Source organism: Bacillus cereus group sp. N24 (assembly GCF_016483345.1).
Taxonomy (GTDB): domain Bacteria; phylum Bacillota; class Bacilli; order Bacillales; family Bacillaceae_G; genus Bacillus_A; species Bacillus_A toyonensis.
Genome location: NZ_JAEHCA010000020.1, coordinates 62,238 through 86,351, shown reverse-complemented (window position 1 = coordinate 86,351; position 24,114 = coordinate 62,238). Strand labels below are relative to the sequence as shown.

Here is a 24,114-nt window from a genome sequence, read left to right as displayed (position 1 = left end):
TCATTTAGAAAACTTTGCAACAGAACCCCTTTTGGTATATTTTTCAACGGAACTCGAAAAGTACCATAAACGGTCGTTTATGGCACTTTTTTCACCAATTGGACAGGTTTGTAGTGCACAATACAAAGGTGTGAGTAGAAGATTGCGTTTTTTACTCATGTTTCCTTATATGTTGAATAATAAACTTAACATATTAATAAATTGAAGGGAGTAAATATGATGAATACATTAGTATCTGCAAAAAATGTGACAAAGATTTACAACAAAAATCAATTACCTGGACTTAATAAAGTATCTTTTGACATTGAATCGGGTGAATTTGTTGGGATTATGGGGGCGTCCGGATCTGGGAAGACAACTTTATTAAATATCCTATCAACCATTGATACGCCTACAGATGGAGATGTTTTGATAAATGGTGTCAATATTAAAACACTTAATGATAATAAATCTGCGGATTTTAGGAAGGATCATTTAGGCTTTATTTTTCAAGAGTATTTTTTACTCGATAGTTTAACAGTGCAGGAAAATATTGCTGTGCCACTTACTCTGTTACACAAATCCCCAAGAGAAATTGAATCGTCTATAAATAGTTTAGCAAGGCGTTTCGGGATATTCGAACAATTATCAAAGTACCCTAGTCAACTATCTGGAGGGCAAAAACAAAGGGTCGCGGCAGCAAGAGCGATTGCGAAACAGCCAAGTATTTTATTTGCAGATGAACCTACAGGCGCGTTAGATTCAAACTCTGCAACAGAGCTACTTCAAAAATTAAGAGAGGTAAATGAGGAACTTCATACAACAATTTTAATGGTAACTCATGACGCTTATGCAGCAAGTTTTTCAAGCAGAATCCTAATATTTAAAGATGGGAGTATTATAAAAGAATTAAGAAACAATGGACAGGGTCGAAAAGAATTTTTTGAAGAGATATTAAAGGAAATCTCTAAAGTTGATGAAAAACGATATAACTAAGTGTATGAAAGGAAGACATGAGCGTGGGATTATTAACAATAGCAAAAAAGAATCTGAAGAATAACTTTTCCTTCTATTCGTTCTATTTTGTTTCAGTAGCTTTTGTGCTGATGGTGTTTTTCTCCTTTATTTCTTTTTCCATGAACGATATTATCATGGAAAAGATTTCGTCTGATGGTAGAGTAGAAACAATGTCGAGAACGGTGGCAGTCTATGTTATGACATTTGTATTATTTTATATGTCATATTCCAATAATTTCTTTATGAAAAAAAGAATGAAAGAACTTGGAATTTATTCGCTCTTGGGGTATCGAAAGTCAACCATGGTAAAGCTATTAACCTTTGAAAATATTGTTATTTGTTTTGCTGCTCTAATTGTAGGAATCACTTTTGGTGCTATTGCTCATAAAGGAATTGTCGAAGCGATAGTCAGAGTACTAAAATTACAAATTGATACTTCTGAAGTGCCAATTATTAATCCTAATGCGGTACTATTCACTTTTGTTTTTATATTTGCTGTTTTGACTGTTTTATTTTTATCAAACTGGATAATTCTTCGGAAAAGTTCCTTATTGACTTTGGTACGTATGGAAAAAAAGGAAGAAAAAAAAGTAAAAATCAATACAGCTTTCTCGTTACTGGGATTATTCTTGATTTTAATTGGGTATTTCTTAGCTATTGATATTACAAGAGGAACTAAATCATTTTGGAAAACGATAGGGTTTTCACCAATCGCACTTTTAACAATGTTAAGTGTAATACTAGGAACAATTTTCTTTATTCATTCTTTTTTACCATATGCCATTCAAAAATTGAAGAAAAAGAAAAATTGGTTTTATAAGGAATCGAATATTATTATCATTCCAAACTTTATATTTAAAATCCGTTCGAAAGCAAAAACTTTAATTTTGTTAACTTTATTAGCTGCAGGAACTTTGGCTATATTTTGTTCCACTATACTGACTCTCTACTACCCTGTTGCTGCTACAGAACGTATCATACCGTCAGCTATTGAGTTTCCGGTGGAGGATAAGCAATTAGCTACTAAAGCAATTAAAATCGCGCAAGATACAGTCGGCAAAGAAAATATGAAGTATAAAGAAACGACTATTATCCACGCAACATCCTCTTCTGACAATTTGCCTAAAGAATATAGTGCAAAAAAAGAACATGGATTTGATCTTATATCCGAGTCGGATTACAAGGAATTAATAAATATTCAGGATAAAAATGTAGAGTTTAAGAATTTAGCTAAAAATGAAGGTATCTTAGTAAAATATCGACCTGAAAAAGAAAAGTTAGATAAAGGGAAAATATATACTCTGAACTTAACACCTACAAATAACGTGGATATAAAAGTAAAAGAGACTACATTACTTAATCCAATCGGATTTGCAAATAGTGTAGGAACTCTTATTATTTCGGACCAACTTTACAAAGAAATAAGAATCTTAGGGCTTACAGGAAAGACTATGATGAGCTTTAATGGAGCAGATATGAGAGATAACAAGGAAGTTTATGAAAACTTAGCTCCACTATTTAAAAATAATATTTATTTTACAAGTAGTTACCAAAAAGTAGACTATATTATTCAACAAAATAGCTCAACATTCTTGCTCATTAGTTTTGTTACTATCATCTTCTTTATTGCAACAGGTAGCATTCTCTATTTCCATAACCTTTCAAGTATGATGTCGAATAAAGATGAGTTTACAATTCTAAAAAGAATGGGGTATAACAGGAAAAATATAAAAAGAATAATAAGTAAAGAAGTCTTTACGTTATTTAGCATCCCCTACGTATTAGGGTTAACGCATAGTATTTTTGCACTGCTGGCCTACAAAACTGCTTTAATGGACGATTTATTAGGAAAAAGCAGTGCCTTTATATTACCTATTCTTGTTGCGGTAATTATTTTCACCCTGGTGTATATCATTTATTATTTGTTAACAAAACGAGCATGCTATAAAATAATATTTAACGATAAAAAGTAAAAATTTGTAGATAAAGCTGATGATAGTAGGCAAACATCAGCTTTATCTGTATTTAACCTAGTAAAGGCAAGTGAGTTTATGAAAAAGTATTATGAACAAAAACAAATCTTTATTTTAATTAATCAACTATGTATGATTATTTTTTTATGTTATGAATTTTTGCAGAGTAATATTGTAGGAACAGCAAAGTTACTTCCACTAACGCTTATAACGATAATGCTCATCTACGGAGCATACATCAGTTTTGTAAACGTAAAAGAAAATAACACGCTATCACAATTTTCTAATTTGCTACTCTTTACTTCATGGCAGTTTTTGCTAACGCTTAATGGGAGTGAAATTTTTTATACACTAAGTATGCTACTCAGTGTAGTGGTTCTATATATGACAGTACAATTTTTGCTCCTGTTCTTTTTCCAAGATTCTAACTTTACTTATAAAAAAGAAACAGATTGGATTCTACAGATTACATGTGTATTAACATTAATTGTGAACTTTATAAACGATAAAATATTTGCCATTTTATTTTCATGTCAATGGATTTTTAGTTTTAGTTGTATTATTTTTCTGTTCTTGAAGCATCGAAAACGAATTAAATTTGTCTTCAAAAGCGAAAAGAAGCATTTGCTTAGATCTGTTACTATTCTTATTTTTCCCTTTAGTGTATATGCTATGGTGTTTGCAGAGAGTCCCGAATATTTAAGTAATTTAGGATGGTATATAGTGATCCTGTTACCATTATTTAGTATTCATGCAATAGCTTTTAAAAACCATATATCTATGAGGCAATATTTTCTCTTAAAAGAAGATAAAATGGGCTTAATATTTTTATGTTTTCTTGTTTTTATTAGTTCGCTTGGGGTGTTGTTTAGATTTAATATGATTACTTATTTCATCATTATACATACAATTTTTTGGTTTATTCAGCTTTATTTCATATTATTATTTCAAGACACAAAAAATACTATCTTAAATTCAGATACAGAAGAACTAAAAACCTTGCCAGAGAGCTCTTACGTTCATAACCTCGTACAGATAACTAAAGAGGAAAAATTAAAAAGTAGTTTTTCTGATTATTTACATGATGAAATATTACAAGATATATTAGCTGTTAAAAATATGATGAATAAATCTAACAAAGAAGAGATCCATGAAATGATAGTAGAAACGCTGGGAAACTTAAATCAGTCAATACGTGTACAAATGCAAGAGTACCATCCAACCCTATTAAAAACACTCACATTAAAAGAAAATTATAGCAATTTGCTTGAGATGATACAGCAAAAATATGGAATGAAAAATATTGATATATCTTTTAAGTGTAATGAAAATTTATTTTTAGTTGAACCCTATCATCTTGTTATATACCGAATTTTAAAAGAATTGGTAACGAATGCATTCAAACATTCGGAATGTTCAAAGCTAGTTTTGAGTTTGACACAAGAAAATGGTGAAATAGAACTTATAGTAAAAGATAATGGTAAAGGCCTGATGGCTACCGAAACAGGCGCTCTTAATGGCCATAGAGGATTGAATTCGATTAAAGAACAGCTATTTTTATTAAACGGTAAAATGACAATTTCAGAGTGCAATCCTTCTGGCTTATGTGTTGCTATTCTTATTCCCATGAGAGGAGATGATTCCTATCAATATTTTATTAATAGATGACCATGCTTTGTTTGCAAAAAGTTTGGAGATAGCCTTAGAAGATTATCCTGAAATAGACCATTTTTACTCATTACACTTATTACAAAATATTGAAAATGTCATTGCAATCATCAATGAGTTTAAGCCAGACATTACCTTAATAGATATTAACTTAAGTAACATCAGTAGTGAAGATGGTTTAGGAATAGCAAAAAATATTTTAGATAGTAAATGTGACACGAAAATAGTCATATTAACAGGCTATGATTTGCCTGTTTATCGGTATGAAGCTCAAAAAATCGGTGTAAGTGGTTTTATTAATAAAAACATTATGCCAGATAAGTTATTGCAAATTTTAATTGAGATTAATGAGGGTACTTGCTATTTTCCAATGTCCACGGACTATGTTGAGGAATTGACCCATAGTGAAAAACAAATCTTACAATTACTATGTGATGGATATAAGCGTAAAGAAATTGCATCTATGTTATATGCTAGTGAACGCACAATTTCAAACCATATTCAACACATATTTGATAAGTTGGATGTTTCATCCTCGTTAGAAGCTGTAACCAAAGGAATAAAATCAGGTTATATTCAGCCTAATTATTAAAAATAGTTAATTAAACTAATAGCTTTAAGAAAAAGAAAAACGGAGCGTGACAGTCACAAAGATACAAGTCACGCTCTCGTTGCTTTATAGATTGATGTTCTTCTAAGCGTACAAAATTCGCGTTTTGCGGTCGGTACCCCTAGTAGCAAAGATGACACTGGGATTTCCATTACAAGAAATGTAGCGGAGATAGACCAGCAGAAAGGAAGTGAAACAAAACAAAATAAAACTGAACGGGATAGTTATGAGGCAGCGTCCGTACCTATAAAAAAGAAGAAGATACGGGTAAACTGAAGAATCCAGAATTGGTCAATCAGGTGATGAAGCCAGTATCTGGGGAGAGTAAGAAACAAAATGCAAATAGGATCATCAAAGCTACGATACTGGAACATATCGACGGCGATACGCTTCGCGTGAAGTTAGCGAACGGTAAAGTAGAAGTTGTGAGATTTTTATGTATTGATACACCTGAAGTACATCATCCAAGACTAGGGCTCCAACCATTCGGATTAGAAGGAGCAGCATTTACCGCAAAGTATGCACCAGTGGGAAAAGAAGTAGAGTTAGAAATGGATGTAGGGGAACGTGATAAGTTTACAAGATTAGTGGTCTACGTGTGGGTCGAGGGACAACTCTTAAATCGAATGCTTGTGGAAAGGGGATTGGCACGTGTTGCCTATATTTATCAGCCTAATAAGAAGTATGTAGATTATTTGGGGAAGACGCAAAAGAAAGCGCAAAAAGATAAACGTGGCATTTGGAGTGTGGAGGATCATGCAACATCAAAAGGGTATGATGCGTCTAAAATAAAAGAAAAGTAGAACAGAAGTTGAAAATACGACAAACAAATTAGGTATGCATTTGAAAGAAAATGGCTCACCCGATTATGTAATCGGAGAAGTATCAAAAATAGGAACGATGGAAGATGAGGGAGACGGTGCTAATCAATATGTCGTAGTGGAGTATCCATCGGTAAATGGGGAGAAAGATATTATTGACGTGTTCCTAACAAAGGGATAAGTATTTAAAACTGGTGAGAAAGTCAAAATTGATATGAAGTATGTAGGCTGGGGCGGCATTTCGATTGACTACAACACAGTTGATCATATCGAAAAAGTGCATGAGGTAAACAATAGCACTCAGAATAATGATGATGTGTGGATTTGGTCTTAATAAGATTAGTAATATCCAGAATCAGAATCAAAACAGTGAGACGTTCTTATGTTGTAAAAGCTATACTGTAGTGAATATGGAGCATAAAATTCATTTCAATATAAGAAAGGAGAGGAGTCTATTCTATGACTCCTCTCCTTTGCTTTATTCACACTTTATGACCTTTTTTAAGCACGAATAGCCCTTAAAATCGACACTTTGTTCGTAGTAAACAGTACATAATTTTGTTTTACCGTTTTGATAAAAATACGGTCTGTTGTCCCATATGCTGCTCCAATACGGATTGCACTAGGATCTTCAACGCCAGCATAGGTAGCATCTTCAGTAACCTCAATCACATCGCGTAAAGGGATTGTAACCTTCGCCAATTGCCATTTAATTATTAATTCTTCTTCTGTTTTTTTTACATCAATACCTAGCATTATACCAAGACCTTTCTATAATAGAATGCTACACTTCTGATTTTATTATACAAATTTTTAGATTATTTATCTATATGTACGACTAGAATTGGTTTCTACGTGTTCGTATCTAAAGCCTTTCCAACGTATAGAAGGATATGCTGTCTTTCTGTTATAAAATATGTTAAGAACAAAAGTTCACATCAAGTTAATATGAATTTGATATGGTTGCAGTATGATGAATGAGAAACATTTAGAGTGGCAGGAAGGAAATGAATTATGAGACTTAAATTAGTAGGAATCTTCACTTGTATGATTGTGGTGTTAGGTATTTTTATTCTTTACACCAACATATCTATTGGTAAAGGACCAAATAGGACAAACTATGAAAATCGTGAAAACTCCATGAATAAAGAGAAAGAAAGTTCTTTTGCTAGTATATAGGCTGTAGTGAATAAGGAATATGGATTGCCTGAAAACTATAAGCCAAATGATTTAGTTGTCCCAAATGTACCTAATTTCTCTATTAAGTGAGTGCAATAATTTTTATAAATTACTATTTTTAAATAATATAGAGAAATGGTTTTTGAGTTGTCAGAGCTCTATCAGAAAGCAAGCCTGTTCCAGCAGACTTGCTTTTTTTGCTATTTATTGAGTATGCAAAAAATGCCAACGTTCCAGTTAGTTATCCTGAAGGGAGCGCGACCTATTGGAGTTAGTTATAGCGCTTTTTACGTTGTTTATAATTATCTAGGCAATTATCAAGCCATTTGCTAAAAATAGAAGGCACAAGAATAACCACGAGTTGAAAAACAAAATTGGTTAAAAAATTGGTCAAAGTTTATCCACGTTTCTAAGTCCAATGAATAGACTGAAGGGATCTAATAATGTGATAGAAAAGACTGCTTGTTTTGTATCATTAGTATTTATCACTTGTTTAACACCTTTATGGATTATCATTCTAACATTTGATATTGCTTAGTTGGAGGGGGAAGCTTCATGAATGAATACAAAGCAAAACAACAGAAGCATAGGAAGATGCAACTCGTTATCCATCATATAAAGGAACTCGAACATCATTCAACACTCGTATTAGATATAGATAATCTAGAAACAATCTGTGTGGATTACCACAATAGAAAACAAGGAAGCACATTCAAAAAGAAAAATTATTTACTTACTTATATTTGGTTTACATAAGATATATTATAGATATTTGAAAAAAGGAGTAAAATCCGTCTCAAAATGAAAAGAATTCTTATCTTATTGAGACGGAAGGGGAAATTGCGAAGTTATATTTTAAAATCTGTATTAGAATTAAAAATCACTGTATGTTCACATAAACAAAGTACAATAAAGAATACTTTTTACAGTACTATAGGAAACATTCTCTTTCAAAATAAAAACAATTAAGTTTTGGGTAAAGCACAACCTATTTAGTCTTAAGTGGTTAAAGTTACCCGTATTGCATTGAAATTTTTTTAACATGTATTTATATGCTAGCTATACCCTATAAGCAACCATTTGACACAAGGGGCCAGCTGACTAACATCAGTGGGATTCTTGTTACCAAAGGCGAAGTCCATTTCTGGTATCGCTGACGTGCAAGATTGCGGTGTGCCATCACCACTCCCACAACAGACCATATAGGTTCGTGGAATTTCCCGTATCGTAAATTCTGTAATCAATATTAAAATGTATAGGTGAATGTATCTGTAACTAAAAGATATTCATACGGATGAAAGGTGCATGATGCATTTTGTTGGATGAACATAAAAGAATTATAAAAAAGGGGGAAAATAAACACCTTATAACTTCGCGCGAAATCCCGATTTTACGAACAATAATAAAGTTAAATAAAACTCTAATACAGTATTTAGGAGGTTTGAGCTCAATTGCATTAATCTTAGTGTATTGATATGTGCCCAGACAATTCATACTTTATATAGAAATTATTAAATGCTGAGTTACTCATTAATAATTTTTATAGTAAATTACATTTTAATTTATAAAATTTTTTCTTATGTTGATCTAATTAACTCCTCATAATCATGATTAAAATAATCAATTCATATTTGATAACAACTTTTAAACTGTTTCCACATATTGATTTTAGTGTGAAAAATCCTTTATTTTATCTATATTCACATATGATTTTTCTACTAGTATTATAATGTAATTTTAATTTATCATTTGGTTATCTATCATTTTCAATAGAATGATTACACTATCCCTATTCAATTTCAGGTATATCCTAGAAACTATAATTTAATTATGTAAACAAGTATGTGTAAAAATTGAATTTTACGCGAACTTGTGTTCGTGTATTTTTTCTGTTATAGTATATATGAGGTGATTTTTATGGATTACAGCAAGCAACGTCAAAAATCCGTACATCGTAAGAAATTATACGAAAATCTAAATGAAATGCCCTTTTACATAGAAGAATTTGTGGAGTACAAAGAATTGCATGATGCCTCTCCCTCCACCCTACTGAATTATGTATATGATTTTAGAGTCTTCTTTAATTGGTTATTATCTGAACAAATTATTGAATTGAAACCCATTAAAGACATATCCTTCTCTGATTTGGAAAATTTAAAGAAAAAAGATGTTGAAAATTTTATGAGATTTTTAAAACTACAACAAAACATGCAGAATTCCTCTGTTAACAGAAAAATTTCAGCCTTAAAATCATTATTTAAGTATCTTACCTCCCTATCAGAGAATGAAGATGGAGAATGTTATTTTTATAGAAATGTAATGGCTAAGATTGAAATACATAAAGATAAAGAAACATTAAATGCACGTGCAAAACGTATGAGGTCTAAAATATTTCATAATGATGACGATCAAGAATTTTTGGATTACGTAAAGTATGAACATGAAAAATCTTTAACAAAACATCAATTGTTCTATTTTTTAAGAGACAAAAATCGTGATGTAGCTATCCTTTCTCTTTTTCTTGGAAGTGGTGTTCGTGTAAGTGAATTGGCCGCCCTTCGTATGGAAGATATAAATATAAAAGAAAGATTAATCGATGTAATACGAAAAGGAAATAAAGAAGATTCAGTATGGATTACCCCCATTGCATTGAATGACCTTGAAAAATATATGGAAATTAGAGATAACAAATATGTTCCAGGAAAAGAATTGAAAAATGTATTTTTATCCAAGTATAAACATACTGCACAGCCTCTTTCAGTTAGAGCTATCCAAGATATAGTAGAAAAATATACAAAGGCATATGGGAAAAGAATGTCTCCTCATAAATTAAGACATACATTAGCAAATAAATTATATATGGAAGAAAAAGATTCGTTACAAGTGATGCAGCAACTTGGGCATACCAGTCAAGATACAGCTTTGTTATACACCCAACTTGGAGAAACAACTATTAAAGATAGTTTAGGAAGAATAGGAAAAAATAAAGAATAGGAGTTTAGCAATTTTACATTGCGAACTCTTATTCTTCCTAGTTAAGTATATATTAATAAAAAATTAATTTTATTATATAAAAAATACATAATTTAAATCTATAGATTCCTACAATAATTGTAATTTATCAAACACTTGGATGATGGGTAGTCTCTTTTTCTTTCACTTTAGCAGGTAATTCATCTTTTTTTACTTCTTCCCAAAATTCTATCGGGGCGGAATAGTTAAAAAGCTTATTCTTATATGTTTTATTTAACCTTGAAGATATTATGCATCAGATAAAATCTGGAGATACCTTTAAAATCCGGAATGCCTATGTTAGACAATAACAATTATATTCATTAGTCTTTATATAATTATTAATTTCGATTCGAATTCACACATGTAGGAAATAACAAACTTACGCTTGTTATTTTGCCGATTTCCCGAAAATGAGAAATTAGAAAAAATGTAATAAATCTATTTACATATAGTAATGAATTTTTTGGAGAAACCGATTAGGTATGGACTTAAAATGAAATTCGATTAAAACCATATGTTTTATATTTAATATATGGTTTTAATGTAGAAAAATATGAAAAACCCTATTCCTATCATTGCTTTAAGATAAAAAAATTTAAATTTTTAGTTTAGCTTTTTTATTTATATCTTACTAATCAATTTATTACCTTTACTAAGGGTTCAAAATACACAAACCAAATATACTATCAGATTAACCATTTTAATACACTAATTTTCCATCTCTGAGAGTTAAAATACGATCACATAAACCTAACATACTTTCATCATGTGTTATCATAATTGCAGCTTTTTCATTTTCTTTTACTGTTTGTTTAATCATCTCAACAACTTTCCGTCCACGTATTGAATCAAGGCTTGCTGTTGGTTCATCTGCTAATATTAAATCTGGATTATTCATAAAAGCACGTGCTATAGCTACTCTTTGTCGTTCCCCACCAGATAATTGATGTGGGTAATGCTGTTTTCTTTTAGAAAGTCCAAATATTGATATTAAATGATTCGCTCGGATCTCAGATTCATTTTTGTCTTCTTTCTTTAATTTAGCAATGTAGAGTAATTGTTCTTTTACATTTAAATATGGTACTAAATTCGCAAATTGAAAAACAAATCCTATCTTATTTAATCGTATATCTGTCATTTCTTTTTCTGATAGATGGGTAATGTTTTTCTCGCGAATATAAATATTACCTTCCGATGGTGATAATAGCGCCCCTGCTATTGATAATAGTGTACTTTTTCCAGATCCAGATGGTCCAACAACGCCTATAAATTCTCCAACCTTTACATCAAGTGTAATTGGATGTAGAGCGGTCACTTCTGTACTTCCTTCTTTATATACTTTCTTTATTTTATCTAATTTTAGTAACGTAGTCATTACATACCACCTCCAATTGCTTCTAATGCATCAATCTTTAATACTTGATATAAAGAAATGAGTGTCCCAAGAATACTTATTACAACAAAAATCCCTGCATATTGAGCAATCATTGTCGCTGTTAAGAAAAACGGCATATTTTCTGGTAATATACCTTGTAAAATTGTTACAAGTAAACTACTTATAGCTATTGCGCCAACCGACAAGAATACTGCTTGAATAAGTAAACTACCCGCTAAATATGAATTTCTTGTTCCAATTGCCTTTAATACTCCTATCTGCTGTGTTTTTTGTAAAGTAATTACATAGTAAAATACACCAATTAAAAGCGATGCAATTATAAGTAAGAATGCGATAATCATTGTTAATGTATTTTGTTGCTCCTTATGACCAGGAACACTTAGGAGAACCTTTTCTTTATCTACTACGTGTGCATCCTTTACGTCCTTATCAGTACGTAGTGCAATTGCATTATAATCTTTTAGATTTGGCTGAGCAATTTCTCTTAATACATCTTGATTCATATACACAACAGGCATGTGACTGAATTTTTCTCCATTTACTAGACCAACGATTTTAAACTCTTTTTTAGAAACTGGATCAATAATTGTATCTCCAATATCAATTCCTTTTGCTTTAATTGATTCATCGACAACTATTTCATTTTGCGCTGTTCCTATTGTAGCTCCTTTTACTATTTTTGGTTCTAAGAATGTATTGCGTTCACTTGAAAAGATTGCAATATCGACTTTTTTTGAGCTACCCTTTTTTTCATATGTTGATACTTTTATATGAAATGGGACAGCATCCTTCGCTCCTACTTGTTTTACTACTTCATCCGCAAGGTCTTTCTTAATTTGCGAACGTAGTAATGAAATTTCTTCATCATTATCATCTGCTAATACAAATTTTTTAGCATCCATATTTTGGATGGAAGAGACCGTATTATATTCTAGACCTTTTGCTAGCCCAGAAATCACAAGAACTAGAAATGATAATAACACCATTATTAGTCCTATTAATCCATATCTCAATTTGGATTGTTTTAATTCACGTAGAGCTAAAAACATTCTAACTTACCTCCTGATTAATTCCAATTATTATTATATATATTCACTATAGAAATGTTGCTTATTAAGTATATTAAGTCTTTATCCTCTCACTTCTTGTATCTACCATGGATAAATAATAAACAAAAAATACATAGTGAATGTAATATGCCATTATTAATTTTGTACCTGTTTATACAGTTAGAATTCACCTACTTCTTTGAACATTAATAATATAATTTGTAAACTACTCCTTTTTAGTATAAATACATTTCACATTATTAAAATTACATATAATTAAAAAGTCACACACCTATATTATTGTTTCCTAAAAAGTTGCACAAGTAATATAGTAGTTTTGAAACAAATTGTTCACATTTTAAAGTAAAGTTAGTAATCTTATATAAAAATGTATTCAATGAAGAAAATAATAAATAATGTGAGACTGAAAGTTACTCACCATATGCAATGGAATTGCAGAAGGGGTATCGCCATATCACTATCAAGCTAAGCTCATACATCGTCAATTATAGTACAGGTTGTTTTTTCTAAGGGTTAAGTGTAGAGAATGTGAAATAAACCCTATCGGATTTCATCTTTAGGTGTAAGGTGAAATACTTAATACAAATATTAAGACTAAGCTTAACAAAGCACCCCAGTGGATTTGCTAGGTTGTTTTTATGATTATCCAATTAAAAAAGCAAAGCGAAAATCATGTATGAAACATTTATTTCTATACAAATAGAAATAAATACTATTACAAAAAACGTAGGGTATTTAAATTTCTACCTTTTTATTTACTTATTTATTTCTATTAAAGATCTTTCATCTTCATGATAGTATTCAATAATATATCCTACAGCTGAAGGAAATATCCGTGTATCAAAACTTACTGTTGTAAACTAGTTTTGATAATTGGCAATGATGTTTCGTTCTAAATAATGTAAACTGGTTTAGAGTATAAATTCCACCTATTATACAGATACCGTTCTATTTCATTAATATTATATATATCAGTATAACCCTGGGATATATTTCAATCGATCTTATCCCCAAAATGTAATTGGAAAACCATTTTTTAAGCTATTTAATATTTTTTCTCTTTTCGTTCTTTTAAATTTTTACATTTATGCCTAATGCCCCAATACTTTCTTCTAACAATGTTGCCATCTTATTTATCACCTACTCGTTTAAATGCTTTAATAATGATTTAAATAAATTTTCATCGCCTTTCATTGAAACAACATATTTTTTAGCGTTACTAAAACCATGTTCTAATCCAATAATAATTGAGGCAAACGTGTTCACTGATATAATCGATACTGTCAATAAAAATATGGTGCCTTCTTTTCTATTTCGAGGTAATCTTATTTCTTTATACATGTTCGTTATCTACATTTAAAATATTTCAGATGGTAGACGTATCATGCGATATATATTTTTGGTCAATAAGTAAGATCAATATCTCCACAAACTGATTTGAAAAATTCTATCACATTTTCCAAATATGTCTCAAGAAGTCTTTGATTTATTTAAAACACATGATTTTGGATAGCATTTCGAAAATGTAGATTTGCAATAATAAGCATTTTGACACAAGTTTTATGAGATATTATTAAATTCTCATTTAATGGTAATTTAATTTTGTACCAATAGATTTTACTCTATTGAAATTGTGAAGATGTCTACTTACATTAATAAAATAATATAGTTTAGGAACCTAGAGCCTGTCAAGTGTATATAGATAAATCAGTTGATTTTTATGAGGAGGAATTTTTCAATGTATCAAGATTTTCTTTATAGCAACTCAGTACCTATGTATAGACAGAGAATTACAATGCAACAAGCTCAAGAAATAGCCCTCCAAAGAGTACCTGGGAAAGTTATGCATGTGGATATGGATTTAGAAAATGGCGTTTTAGTTTATGAGGTATTCATTTTGACACCACAAGGTATGATATTTGAGGTAGAGATACTCGCAAAGAACGGTAAAATCTTAAAAATTGAACAAGAAAATGATAATGACATTGACTAAAATAAGCTATTCATGAATTAACAGGTGCTTTAATGAAACAAGATTAATTAAAAAGGTGATTTCCAGTCTTAAAAAGTCACCTTTTTTGTATATCTTCAAAGTTTTCAAGTATTGGTATGACCGGGCGATGAAAAAGCATTATAGATCCCTAGAAGCTTACAAAGCTTGTGGGATAAAGATTAAAAATGATGAAAAAATTATTAATTTCATTGAGAAAAACAAACAGTATATAAAAAAACGTCCTAATCAATTTCAACATGATGATTTTCATCTAGGAAATATTATCGTAAAAAATAAAAAATTTGCTGGTGTAATTGATTTTAATAATTTCGATTGGGGAGACCCAATTCATGACTTTGTAAAAGTAGCCTTATTGCAAAGAGAACTAAGTATTCCATTTTCAATCGGACAAATTGTAGGATATTTTGATGCAAATGTTCCAGAAGATTTTTGGATGCTTTATTCTATCTATGCCGGAATAGTAGAAGTTGTTTCTTTTTTTAAAAGCTACGTGTAGGGAATTTAAAGATTTGCATACGAAATAAACCCTAATGGGTTTCAATTTTTTGATTTAAGCCGCTTGATTATCAAACATGGTACAATTGTAAATGACACCTAATATATCAAAGACTGTTTTCTTCTCATATCGATGAGATTTTCTCCCGTTTTGCTGTAGGAGGTTGAACAGGCGAAGTAACACCTTTGATAACTCTTGGATGCCTTTTTGTATCGATTGGAAAAAAAGAAAAAAGTAATCTTTAATCATATATATGACCTTATATTCACTCAGTTCTCGTTTCTTTTTCATAAGAAGTAATTGCCACATTTGAAACATGGTAGAAGAACAGCGTAGAATGGCAATCAGTTGCCCATACAAATGGCATTCCAATCGTTCTCGTTTTATCTTTTTACAATGATGAATATGAAAGAATGATTTCCATGTTCTAAATAAAATCTCGATTTGCCAACGTAAAGAATACCCCTATAGATATTGATACCGCTAAGTCGTTTATTACGAGCAGAATACTTCATTCCTTTCTTTTTTTCTCTTACCGTTTGATCGTGTAATCGTTGCTGTTGTTTTGTTAATCGATGAACAATTACACGAGCTGGCACTTTATCAATCATTCTTACATAAGCGTCGGATATTTCATACGTTTGTCCTGGCTGAAGAGAGTTCATTAAAACCTCCATATCTATATGGATATACTTTGCACCCTTCTTAATTCTGCCATCTTGAAAATAATCAGGGTTTGGATTTTTTTGATAAATACGTGTATTCGATTTGATACGTGAGATATAATAAGCCTTTTTATCTTGTATATGTTGAGGATCTGTCAAATGAAAATAATTTAAATCTCGGATACATAAATCATTTGCTGTTACAATTGGGGCACACAGGGAACCGTAGGTTCAATCATGTTTTTTACCTGGGCCTGTATGAATATGAAGGAATTGTCCACTTAATAAATGATACTCAATCTGTATTGCTGCATCCTCCCGCACCAGGATAAATTGATGGAAATATATCCGGAAGTTGAAATGCAGTTGAATCTAAAATACGAATACGCTTGAAAACAGAAATATATGGTTAAAAAATTGGCATAGATGAGGTAAGTTTTTGGTTTAGTAGTTCAGCTAATAGGTGTTGTAAAAATTGAACAGCCGCTTTATTAAATCGTTGATTCAAGCCCTCAGGGCTGATGAGTACTTCTGTTGATGCTTCTAAACAGCTAGATGACTGAGTTAAAGAAGCTATGGCACCCATACACAGAAAGCGACTAACTCTTTTGTTTGGTATTTACTGGTTCGTTATACAAAGCCAACATCTCTAGCAAGATCCCGTAAGGCATTTGGAAATAGGGCACTTTGAATCTCTTGAGCAAATAGTTGTAATTCGTTAGACACAGAAACAGACATAAAAAACGCCATCCTTTCCTATGATTCTACAGAAAGAATAGCGTTTTTTTCATTTTAGGGGGTATTTCTTTTTATTAGCTTGATAGCGATGTGGCGCCCCCCTATAATGGAATAACTAAAATATGGTCTCAAACCAAAAATCAATTATTTCCTTCTCCAACGAGGTATGCTTCAGGAAAAACTTCTGAAATATCATAGCTTTATATAACATTGATTCAATTCTTTACAAGACTGATAGATAAGTTCAAAAAGGCGGTCTAGATCCTTTAATTCCACACAGGAAAATGCAATCCGAAGGTCTGTCTTGGCAAGGGAGATGGTACCCACTCCGTACTGATTGAGCAAGTGGATCCTTAGTGTTTCAGCATCAGAATGTTTTATGCGAAGGCATACGAAATATCCTGAGTTGAATGGATAAGGTTCAAATTCATCCGCATATTTCCCTTCAGCTAAGATCTCTTTGACTCGTCTGGCTCTGTCTTCCATTACTTTATTTCTCTCCTTGCGCTGTATTTCAAATTCAGGATGTAACAAGGCATCCAAAATGATTGTTTGGGAAAGGTGTGGGCTACATGAGATGGTACTTCGAATAGAACCCATCGTCTTTTTCTCCAACGCTTCTAAAACCAGAGGATCCTGAATTCCAAATGTGAGAAACCCAACACGAAAACCCCAAGCATACTCCTCTTTCGTTGCCCCATCAATTTTAATTGGGAGGACGTTCGGGTGTAATCCTACTAAACGAGCAAATATAGATTCCTTGATTGAATCTTCGTAATATAATCCAAAATAAGCATCATCCATAACAGCAACAATATTAACCCCAAGATCCGCTGCCTGCTTGATGGCATCAAGAATTCCTTCTGCCTCTTTCACCGTAGGAGTATACCCGGTAGGATTATTCGGAAAATTAAGCACAAGAATCGCTTTACTATTTTTGCAGGATAAAAGGGCCTTCAGCATACCCTCTAGATTAAATTTGTTTGTTTTCGTAAATAAAGGATAGGTCACGGTCCCACAGTCGTGGCGGATGTTGAAAAGTATATGATAGTTATCCCAATATTTATCTGGCAGTATAATCGAATCGCCTTTTTCCACAAACAGGTCGGATACGATACTCAAGCCATGGGTCAGCCCATTCGTCACAATCGGGGTACCAAATTCCTTTCCTTCAAGAGAAGGATTATCCTTTAGAAGCTTTTTTCTCCAAACCTCACGTAGCTCCTGTTTTCCCGCGGGTGGTGCATACGGATACAGGTCTTTCGGATTATATGAGGCAAGGTTTTTATGAATCACATCTATATACATGGGTTGTCCACCCTCTGAAGCCATCCCGATTGTTGCATTGAATCGGTCCGCTTTCCCCCTTGCCTCTCCAGCTTGGCTGACAATCCCTTTGGGGAAATACAAGGATTTTCCTAACATTGAAAACATTTCATATACTGGTTTATTCCGTTCTTCAATGACATGATTTAATTCTAAAGCCAATGGGTTTAGCATTTTTACACCTTCTTTATCTAATTGGATTTTCCAGATTCCAGTTCTCTTACATTTGGATTCCCCAGACGTGAATACATAAATCCTGGATCTTCCGTTGTGCTCCTACTTCTGCATGATCAAAAACCAATGTTGAAGTTATATAAACAGGGACACTCTATCTATAGTGTTTCCTTTACTTTAAGGGTAAATTAAAAATAAGTAAAATACATATTTACTATTTTAATAATAATATTTACTTATGATAAAATGTTAATTATATAAAGGAAGTATCTATGGGGGTAACACCAGCATTTCGTAAAAAAACCACGCTAAGAGCATGCAAGATTTTATACAGTTTTCCGGTTAATCCAGTAACAAAAGGAAACTTTAAAATCCATGCCAGGTTAGGGATGTATAAAAAAAGAAATAGAGTTATAAAAAAAGAAAAAGACAGATCCCTGTTCTTACAAGGAATCCACTTTTTTCTTGCTACCGATAATAGGACGTTATGTTAATTATATATGAATAGTGTATTCACTTAAAAAACATTACCTATCCCAAAATAAAGGAAATTTAATTATAAGAATAACTTGATGGAAAAACATGATACAATAAAAAGGTCTAAAAATTTTAAATTTAAAGACAACTAACGGTAAAAGGGGAAATTTTATGATTAAAACCGCTGTAAAACTTGTAGAATTAAATGCAGAAAACTGGTATGAATGTTGTGAATTAGAATTATCCGATGGACAAGCAGAATATATTGAACCAAATGCTATTTCAATAGCTCAATCAAAATTCGAACCAACTTTAAAACCTTATGCAATTTATTGCGAAGAAAAAGTGGTAGGATTTTTAATGTTTAATTCTGAAATGGAAGAACTTGATGGGTATTGGGTATATAGAATCATGATTGATAAGAAATTCCAAGGTAATGGTATAGGAAAAGCAGCAACTAACTTAATGATTGAAGAAATTGCTAAATTACCAAATGCAAAAAAAATAGTAGTGGGTTATCATCCAGAAAATAAAGGAGCCCATTATTTGTATTCAAGCTTAGGTTTTGTTGATAATGGTGACAGATTCGGTAAAGAAATGGCAGTTATCAAATATATAAATGACTAAGAAATCAATATAAAAAAAGAAAAACCCAGAGTCACATGTAGGGAAGGGTTTGCTTTTACTTCCGATAACGAAAATTATGTAAAGGAGCTGTCTAAATAGACAGCTCCTTTTATTCTTTGCTTAGCGTGGGTTTTTTCCAAAATACTGGTGGTACCCCTACTATATAATACAAAAATACTGTCATTGGATCCTCACAAAACAAAGCACACAATAGTAATGGTATATTATATAATGATAAATAAATCTTATGTAAGGTAACTGTATATATTCCTATAATAAAGTATACCCGTAGGAGGTAGTTATATGTTTGATAAAAACGAAATACTTCAGTCTAATGCATTGAATCCAAATTTAATTGACTCTACAATTCCACCACCTAACAGGAGGTTGTCTTTGTGATTACTGTGTTTTAACCTATACAAAATATTTTACAACAACTTATTGGGGAAACAGTGATTCTTGGTACTATTGCAGGCGCACCAAACGTTCCCCCACTTTTGTTTTTATTTACTATTACTTCCGTAAATGATTTTTTAGTTACAGTTACAGATGGGACCACATCCTTTGTAGTCAATATTTCTGATGTAACAGGGGTAGGTTTTTTACCGCCTGGACCACCTATAACATTACTTCCACCTGTAGATTTAGGTTGCGAATATGATTGTCGCGAACGACCAATTAGGGAATTGCTAGATACGCTTATTGGTTCTACTGCAGCAGATTTTAACGTGGAACAAACAGGTCTTGGTATGGTTCTATGTACTTTACCTATAAATCCAACTACAATCGTTAGGTTTGCTATTTCAACCTGCAAAATTACAGCTGTGAACATTCTCTAAAATTTAGAGATGTATAATAAAAAATTGTACCACATGTCCATCACGCTAATATTTTAAGAAATCCCTAAAACAAAAATTTCGCATTACTACAACAGTTATCCATGAATGTTTAGGTCATTTTTTGTTTCGAAAAACAATTAATTTCTTAAGTTTATAGGCATGTATGGTGACACCTTGTACAATAGACTGTGAGTCCACGTAAAGTAACGAAATGCATTGTTTAACTAAAAAACAAGAAAGAAAAAAACATCCAATTCTAAAATTCAAATTTAAAAATCGATGAAAAGTATGACTGAAGCAATTTATAAAGAACTTGAATATTTCTATGATTAAAGAAAAATATTTTTAATTGATATTGTTTTTTTAATCATTTTTTAATTCAAGTTGTTTTGTTAATAATGTTAAATTTTAAAATTTAGTTCCACTTAATATTTCAGAACTTACTAAAAAGGCTTAATTAACCCAAGAAAATACATTTCATTCAGTAAACTCTTTGATTATTACGGGAACATTATCCGAATAAGAAGATTGAATTGGAGGAAATAATGTAAAGGCTTGTTCACCCTCTATAAACCGATATATGATTTATGTAGTTGATAAAGGTAATGTAGATGAAGCAATCGAAGCTATGAAAATAAAGTTTATAATACCTAACAAAACCGCCATTAATATCTTGCAATTAATTTCTAATCCTTTAACGACTCAAATTACCTTATTTCACTCTCTTCGGTAAAGCTGAACCTGAATGTTCAATGGTTGGATGAACATGAACAGTAATTTCAGCATCACTAAAATAATTTTTACCGTGATCCCAATTCTTACTAATTTTTTTCCACTCTTTATAATTATGCCGCTTATACACTTCTCCTAATTCTAATACATCTATCTTATATTTTTTTTGAACAAGCTTAATTGATTTTTGGATGCGTTTCTCAATTTCCTCCGAAATATCCTCCTCTAAACGCTTTTCATTCAGAACCTTTTTATAATCACTAAAGTGCAACTCAGCCAATGTGCCTTTCAAAAATAAATGAATATTAAATTTTGGTTTTATAGTATTTTCAGTAACTACCTTTATTTTTCGGTGTAGCTTATGAATTTCATATGTAATAAGTTGATTCTTTTTACGTATAGTAAAAAAACCTTCAATTTTTCTACTTAGTATATAATTAATTCCCATTGTTTGTTCTCCGCTTAACATTCCAACATACTTGTTATCCTTCCCACGAAACAACGCAGCCCCTTCCATTTGTATCCCTTGTTTTGTTAGCCTTAAGATAGGTAATACAAAACTTCGTTTTGTGATTATCTTTTCCTCCACATCACTTATTCTTACTGCCTCAACCATTTGAGCATTTTTCGGAGAGTGTTTAGCTAGCATATCAATATACTGCGCCGGTAAATTTTCAGGTTTTGCACTTTGTTTCAAAATAGCTTCTGCATTTTTCTCAGAAACAAATAGACGGATATTTCTTCTCATTTCATGGTCGCGAATATATACATCTAGCGTATTTTGTAAAATATATGGATGCGAGAGTAATTCTTCAGAAAAAATGATTACTTTTATATGTGGAAAAAATAATGCACGACTAACCTTTTTAGCGATAATTCGTATCTGTTCAAATACGCTATCTGCTTTTGCACTCACATTAATATAATTATTACTATCTCCACCACCTTTTCCCCCTTGTTGCGTTGCCTGAGGGAGTACCACCTGATACGTCCCTTTCATAATTGGATCCGATTGCTTTTTCTTCACAATATCGTAAGCAGCACCTACTACAAACCCTCTTTCTTCTATTTCTGCTAATTCAGAGCAACCGCCGATAGATCCAGCCAAGAGCATAACTATTACAATTTTAGGAAGGTATTTCATTTTCAACATTCCCCCAATCTACTTTATATACAATAAAAACCAGTAAAGGCGTTAAAAAAATATAATATGGAACGTAATTGTAATGCTATATACGGGAAGTGAAAAAGTAGCAATTACAGGAACTGTAATAACGCTAACAAAAAACGTATTTACACTCCCTACATTCACCGCTGCTTCTCCAATTACAAGACCACCTACAATACTCTTTGTTTGCCTCATACGTTTTGGGAGTTTTACCCCAGCTTCTCATATTAACCTTCATTGTGAATGTCATCATTAATGTTTCGATATATGAGGGAAATGGAATCCCTTCTCTCGCTATCACAATAGAATAAGCTGCCCTTAATAGTACTGATACAAGTGCTACATACATGACAGATAATAGGGTAGCAATAATACCTAAACCCTTGTGTGAAATTTTCAATAATATTCCTATTCCCCAACCTTCATAATGACCTTCTACAGATTGAAAAATATCAACAAATACGAGTGGCACAATAAGCGCAAATGGTGATTCATCCACTAAAATAGCCGTTTTCCCACAATGTAAGATTGAAATCTCAACTTTGGATTACACAAACTACGGCGGATTAATATTTTGTTTAAATTAATATCCTCATTTAATCCAACTCTTAGTTCACATATTAAATTTTCTGTTGCTGAGGGTTTTAAACTTTTTTCTCCAAAGTTCTATCAGCAGTTTTAATATTATCAATTAATATTAATGTGTCTCCTGCTAAAATCTCATTTATACTACCCTAAAATTTTGTCTTCATACCGAATTCTGCGATAGAATTAAAACGATTCAATACTGTTTGAACAATAGTTACTTCTTTATATGTTTCTTTACATTGAAGGGTACTAACTAAATATTTTTAAACATTATCTTCTTTCTGTTAACCCATATAAAAAATAGCAGCACAACGTGTAAAACTAAAGGCAAGGGCAACCTCTATAAACGTTAAATCGTTTGGTAAGTCTAACCTTTCCTAATTTTCTTTATAAACTCAAATAAGTAACCCTCCAGCTTTAATAAAATTCCCACCTAACTTTTTTCAACAAGTATTGATTTAGATTCCGCTAGTAAGAGACAATATATACAAGAAAAGAGCCATCTCTCTTTAAGGATAGCTCTAACGTATAAATTTATTTACAAAATTGTTAAATTTCACAATCTCAAAAAATGGTTTTGGTACAAAAACTTTAAGGCAATTGCAAGTAATCTCTAAATCTTAGACATACTGATACTATTGCTCTAAAAAGGTGTGTGATTGATATGGAAAAGAAAAATTTGTTAAAATAGAATCACTATCAGTCTGATATAATTCTCTCAACTGGACGTTGGTTTCATCAATATGGTCCTGAATTGGACAAACGGATCCGACTTTACCTCAAACAAACGAATGACTCTTGGAGAGTCGATGAAATATATATCAAAGTAAAAAATCAATGGATGTACCTATATCGTGTTGTTGATCCGAAAGTAAACACAATCAATTTTTCCTTAAGCAAAATAAGAGATCATAAGACTGCAAAGCGTTTTTTAAAGAAAGTTTTGCGATTTTTTCACGTTTCAAATCCTCGTGTTATAACAGTCGATAGAAATCCAACTTACCCTATATAAATTGAAGGGTTAAAAAATAGTATACCTAATAGTATGCGACTTAGACAAAAAAGTACTTGAATAGCATAATAGAACAAGATCCTCGCTTTATAAAGAAACGAATCCGTTCTATGCTAGGTTTCAAATACTTTGACTCAGCTATCTATTCTTGCTAGGATAGAAGCCACACATAGGATGAAATAAGAACAGATTGATTTACAGAATCAGTCTTTCCAAAATCAAAAGAATTCATTCATCAATTGTTTAGACTTACAACATAAGATATGAGTCCGTTGGGAATATATGTACTGTATTTTGCACCAGAACCCAATCTGTTGCTTATTCATTGTTATATTACACAGAACAGTTAATACAATTGACTACTTTATTATTTGTAACTTTTTCAAACAATATTTTGTACAATATAGTCAGTCCTTTCTTATAATTTAAGATCGTTCATACTATGAATGCTTAGGATCTTTACAATTACACTCATAACACCTAAAGAAATCTTAGCTATGGATGTAATTCAAATTCCTTACTCTTACTCC

General features: G+C 31.6%; 13 protein-coding genes and 8 pseudogenes. 14 read left to right on the top strand and 7 right to left on the bottom strand.

Annotated elements, in window-relative coordinates; genetic code table 11:
- Window positions 1–219 precede the first annotated feature (219 nt).
- The 6 genes and pseudogenes from JDS95_RS23320 to JDS95_RS23295 all read left to right on the top strand — a co-directional run.
- Window positions 220–975: an ABC transporter ATP-binding protein gene (locus JDS95_RS23320; protein WP_001094926.1), complete on the top strand. Its 756-nt coding sequence runs from the start codon at window positions 220–222 to the stop codon at window positions 973–975.
- A gap of 23 nt (window positions 976–998) precedes the next feature.
- On the top strand, window positions 999–2,969 hold the full coding sequence (locus JDS95_RS23315) for an ABC transporter permease (RefSeq protein WP_000523772.1): 1,971 nt from the start codon (window positions 999–1,001) through the stop codon (window positions 2,967–2,969).
- Between the two features lie 78 nt (window positions 2,970–3,047).
- Entirely contained in the window at window positions 3,048–4,637 is a 1,590-nt protein-coding gene (locus tag JDS95_RS23310; protein WP_000761134.1) for an ATP-binding protein, read from the top strand.
- The gene (locus JDS95_RS23305; protein ID WP_000612314.1) at window positions 4,606–5,229 is read left to right on the top strand and encodes a response regulator transcription factor; all 624 of its coding nucleotides are present in this window, start codon (window positions 4,606–4,608) and stop codon (window positions 5,227–5,229) included. The genes JDS95_RS23310 and JDS95_RS23305 overlap by 32 nt, the downstream gene beginning before the upstream one ends.
- Before the next feature lie 305 nt (window positions 5,230–5,534).
- Complete coding sequence (locus JDS95_RS23300; protein WP_000248069.1) at window positions 5,535–6,050, top strand: thermonuclease family protein; 516 nt, start codon at window positions 5,535–5,537, stop codon at window positions 6,048–6,050.
- A 1-nt stretch (window position 6,051) separates the two neighbouring features.
- Window positions 6,052–6,402: pseudogene (locus JDS95_RS23295) on the top strand (hypothetical protein); the annotation flags it as partial.
- A gap of 167 nt (window positions 6,403–6,569) precedes the next feature.
- Here the strand turns inward: JDS95_RS23295 and JDS95_RS23290 are convergent.
- A complete protein-coding gene (locus JDS95_RS23290; RefSeq protein WP_000900582.1) occupies window positions 6,570–6,824 on the bottom strand; it encodes a SunI/YnzG family protein in 255 nt (84 codons plus the stop codon).
- A 258-nt stretch (window positions 6,825–7,082) separates the two neighbouring features.
- On the opposite strand from JDS95_RS23290, the pseudogene JDS95_RS23285 reads away from it, so the two are divergent.
- The 3 genes and pseudogenes from JDS95_RS23285 to xerS all read left to right on the top strand — a co-directional run.
- Window positions 7,083–7,319 (top strand): annotated as a pseudogene (locus tag JDS95_RS23285) (M15 family metallopeptidase); the annotation flags it as partial.
- Window positions 7,320–7,835: 516 nt separating this feature from the next.
- Window positions 7,836–8,003: pseudogene (locus JDS95_RS23280) on the top strand (HNH endonuclease); the annotation flags it as partial.
- 1,161 nt (window positions 8,004–9,164) lie between these two features.
- Entirely contained in the window at window positions 9,165–10,241 is a 1,077-nt protein-coding gene (xerS, locus tag JDS95_RS23275; protein ID WP_000386609.1) for a tyrosine recombinase XerS, read from the top strand.
- Window positions 10,242–10,962: 721 nt separating this feature from the next.
- Here xerS and JDS95_RS23270 read toward each other — a convergent pair.
- Complete coding sequence (locus tag JDS95_RS23270) at window positions 10,963–11,637, bottom strand: ABC transporter ATP-binding protein (RefSeq protein ID WP_000209438.1); 675 nt, start codon at window positions 11,635–11,637, stop codon at window positions 10,963–10,965.
- A complete protein-coding gene (locus JDS95_RS23265; protein ID WP_000477725.1) occupies window positions 11,637–12,707 on the bottom strand; it encodes an ABC transporter permease in 1,071 nt (356 codons plus the stop codon). The genes JDS95_RS23270 and JDS95_RS23265 overlap by 1 nt, the downstream gene beginning before the upstream one ends.
- A 1,759-nt stretch (window positions 12,708–14,466) precedes the next feature.
- Between JDS95_RS23265 and JDS95_RS23260 the strand changes: the two genes are divergently transcribed.
- Both JDS95_RS23260 and JDS95_RS23255 read left to right on the top strand, forming a co-directional pair.
- Complete coding sequence (locus JDS95_RS23260) at window positions 14,467–14,721, top strand: PepSY domain-containing protein (RefSeq protein WP_000283995.1); 255 nt, start codon at window positions 14,467–14,469, stop codon at window positions 14,719–14,721.
- A 112-nt stretch (window positions 14,722–14,833) separates the two neighbouring features.
- A pseudogene (locus tag JDS95_RS23255) lies at window positions 14,834–15,202 on the top strand (aminoglycoside phosphotransferase family protein); the annotation flags it as partial.
- A gap of 90 nt (window positions 15,203–15,292) precedes the next feature.
- On the opposite strand, the pseudogene JDS95_RS23250 reads toward JDS95_RS23255, so the two are convergent.
- Together JDS95_RS23250 and JDS95_RS23245 are read right to left on the bottom strand one after the other, a co-directional pair.
- A pseudogene (locus JDS95_RS23250) lies at window positions 15,293–16,641 on the bottom strand (IS4 family transposase).
- A gap of 192 nt (window positions 16,642–16,833) precedes the next feature.
- Window positions 16,834–18,141 (bottom strand): aminotransferase class I/II-fold pyridoxal phosphate-dependent enzyme, encoded by a 1,308-nt coding sequence (locus JDS95_RS23245; RefSeq protein ID WP_000933937.1) that lies wholly within the window; start codon window positions 18,139–18,141, stop codon window positions 16,834–16,836.
- Between the two features lie 648 nt (window positions 18,142–18,789).
- Here JDS95_RS23245 and JDS95_RS23240 point away from each other — a divergent pair.
- Window positions 18,790–19,245 (top strand): GNAT family N-acetyltransferase, encoded by a 456-nt coding sequence (locus JDS95_RS23240; RefSeq protein ID WP_000597921.1) that lies wholly within the window; start codon window positions 18,790–18,792, stop codon window positions 19,243–19,245.
- 379 nt (window positions 19,246–19,624) lie between these two features.
- A pseudogene (locus JDS95_RS23235) lies at window positions 19,625–20,084 on the top strand (bclA protein); the annotation flags it as partial.
- Between the two features lie 712 nt (window positions 20,085–20,796).
- Here JDS95_RS23235 and JDS95_RS23230 read toward each other — a convergent pair.
- On the bottom strand, window positions 20,797–21,960 hold the full coding sequence (locus JDS95_RS23230) for a Ger(x)C family spore germination protein (protein ID WP_000876350.1): 1,164 nt from the start codon (window positions 21,958–21,960) through the stop codon (window positions 20,797–20,799).
- A 54-nt stretch (window positions 21,961–22,014) separates the two neighbouring features.
- Window positions 22,015–22,999, bottom strand: a pseudogene (locus tag JDS95_RS23225) (spore germination protein); the annotation flags it as partial.
- 282 nt (window positions 23,000–23,281) lie between these two features.
- Between JDS95_RS23225 and JDS95_RS23220 the strand changes: the two are divergent.
- Window positions 23,282–23,844, top strand: a pseudogene (locus JDS95_RS23220) (IS6 family transposase).
- Window positions 23,845–24,114: the final 270 nt, after the last annotated feature.

What these genes read in the sequence shown, in the direction of transcription:
- JDS95_RS23320 (WP_001094926.1), top strand. Translation starts at nt 220, where the DNA reads ATGAATACATTAGTATCTGCAAAAAATGTGACAAAGATTTACAACAAA.
- JDS95_RS23310 (WP_000761134.1), top strand. Translation starts at nt 3,048, where the DNA reads ATGAAAAAGTATTATGAACAAAAACAAATCTTTATTTTAATTAATCAA.
- JDS95_RS23305 (WP_000612314.1), top strand. Translation starts at nt 4,606, where the DNA reads ATGATTCCTATCAATATTTTATTAATAGATGACCATGCTTTGTTTGCA.
- JDS95_RS23290 (WP_000900582.1), bottom strand. Translation starts at nt 6,824, where the DNA reads ATGCTAGGTATTGATGTAAAAAAAACAGAAGAAGAATTAATAATTAAA.
- xerS (WP_000386609.1), top strand. Translation starts at nt 9,165, where the DNA reads ATGGATTACAGCAAGCAACGTCAAAAATCCGTACATCGTAAGAAATTA.
- JDS95_RS23270 (WP_000209438.1), bottom strand. Translation starts at nt 11,637, where the DNA reads ATGACTACGTTACTAAAATTAGATAAAATAAAGAAAGTATATAAAGAA.
- JDS95_RS23265 (WP_000477725.1), bottom strand. Translation starts at nt 12,707, where the DNA reads ATGTTTTTAGCTCTACGTGAATTAAAACAATCCAAATTGAGATATGGA.
- JDS95_RS23260 (WP_000283995.1), top strand. Translation starts at nt 14,467, where the DNA reads ATGTATCAAGATTTTCTTTATAGCAACTCAGTACCTATGTATAGACAG.
- JDS95_RS23245 (WP_000933937.1), bottom strand. Translation starts at nt 18,141, where the DNA reads ATGCTAAACCCATTGGCTTTAGAATTAAATCATGTCATTGAAGAACGG.
- JDS95_RS23240 (WP_000597921.1), top strand. Translation starts at nt 18,790, where the DNA reads ATGATTAAAACCGCTGTAAAACTTGTAGAATTAAATGCAGAAAACTGG.
- JDS95_RS23230 (WP_000876350.1), bottom strand. Translation starts at nt 21,960, where the DNA reads ATGAAATACCTTCCTAAAATTGTAATAGTTATGCTCTTGGCTGGATCT.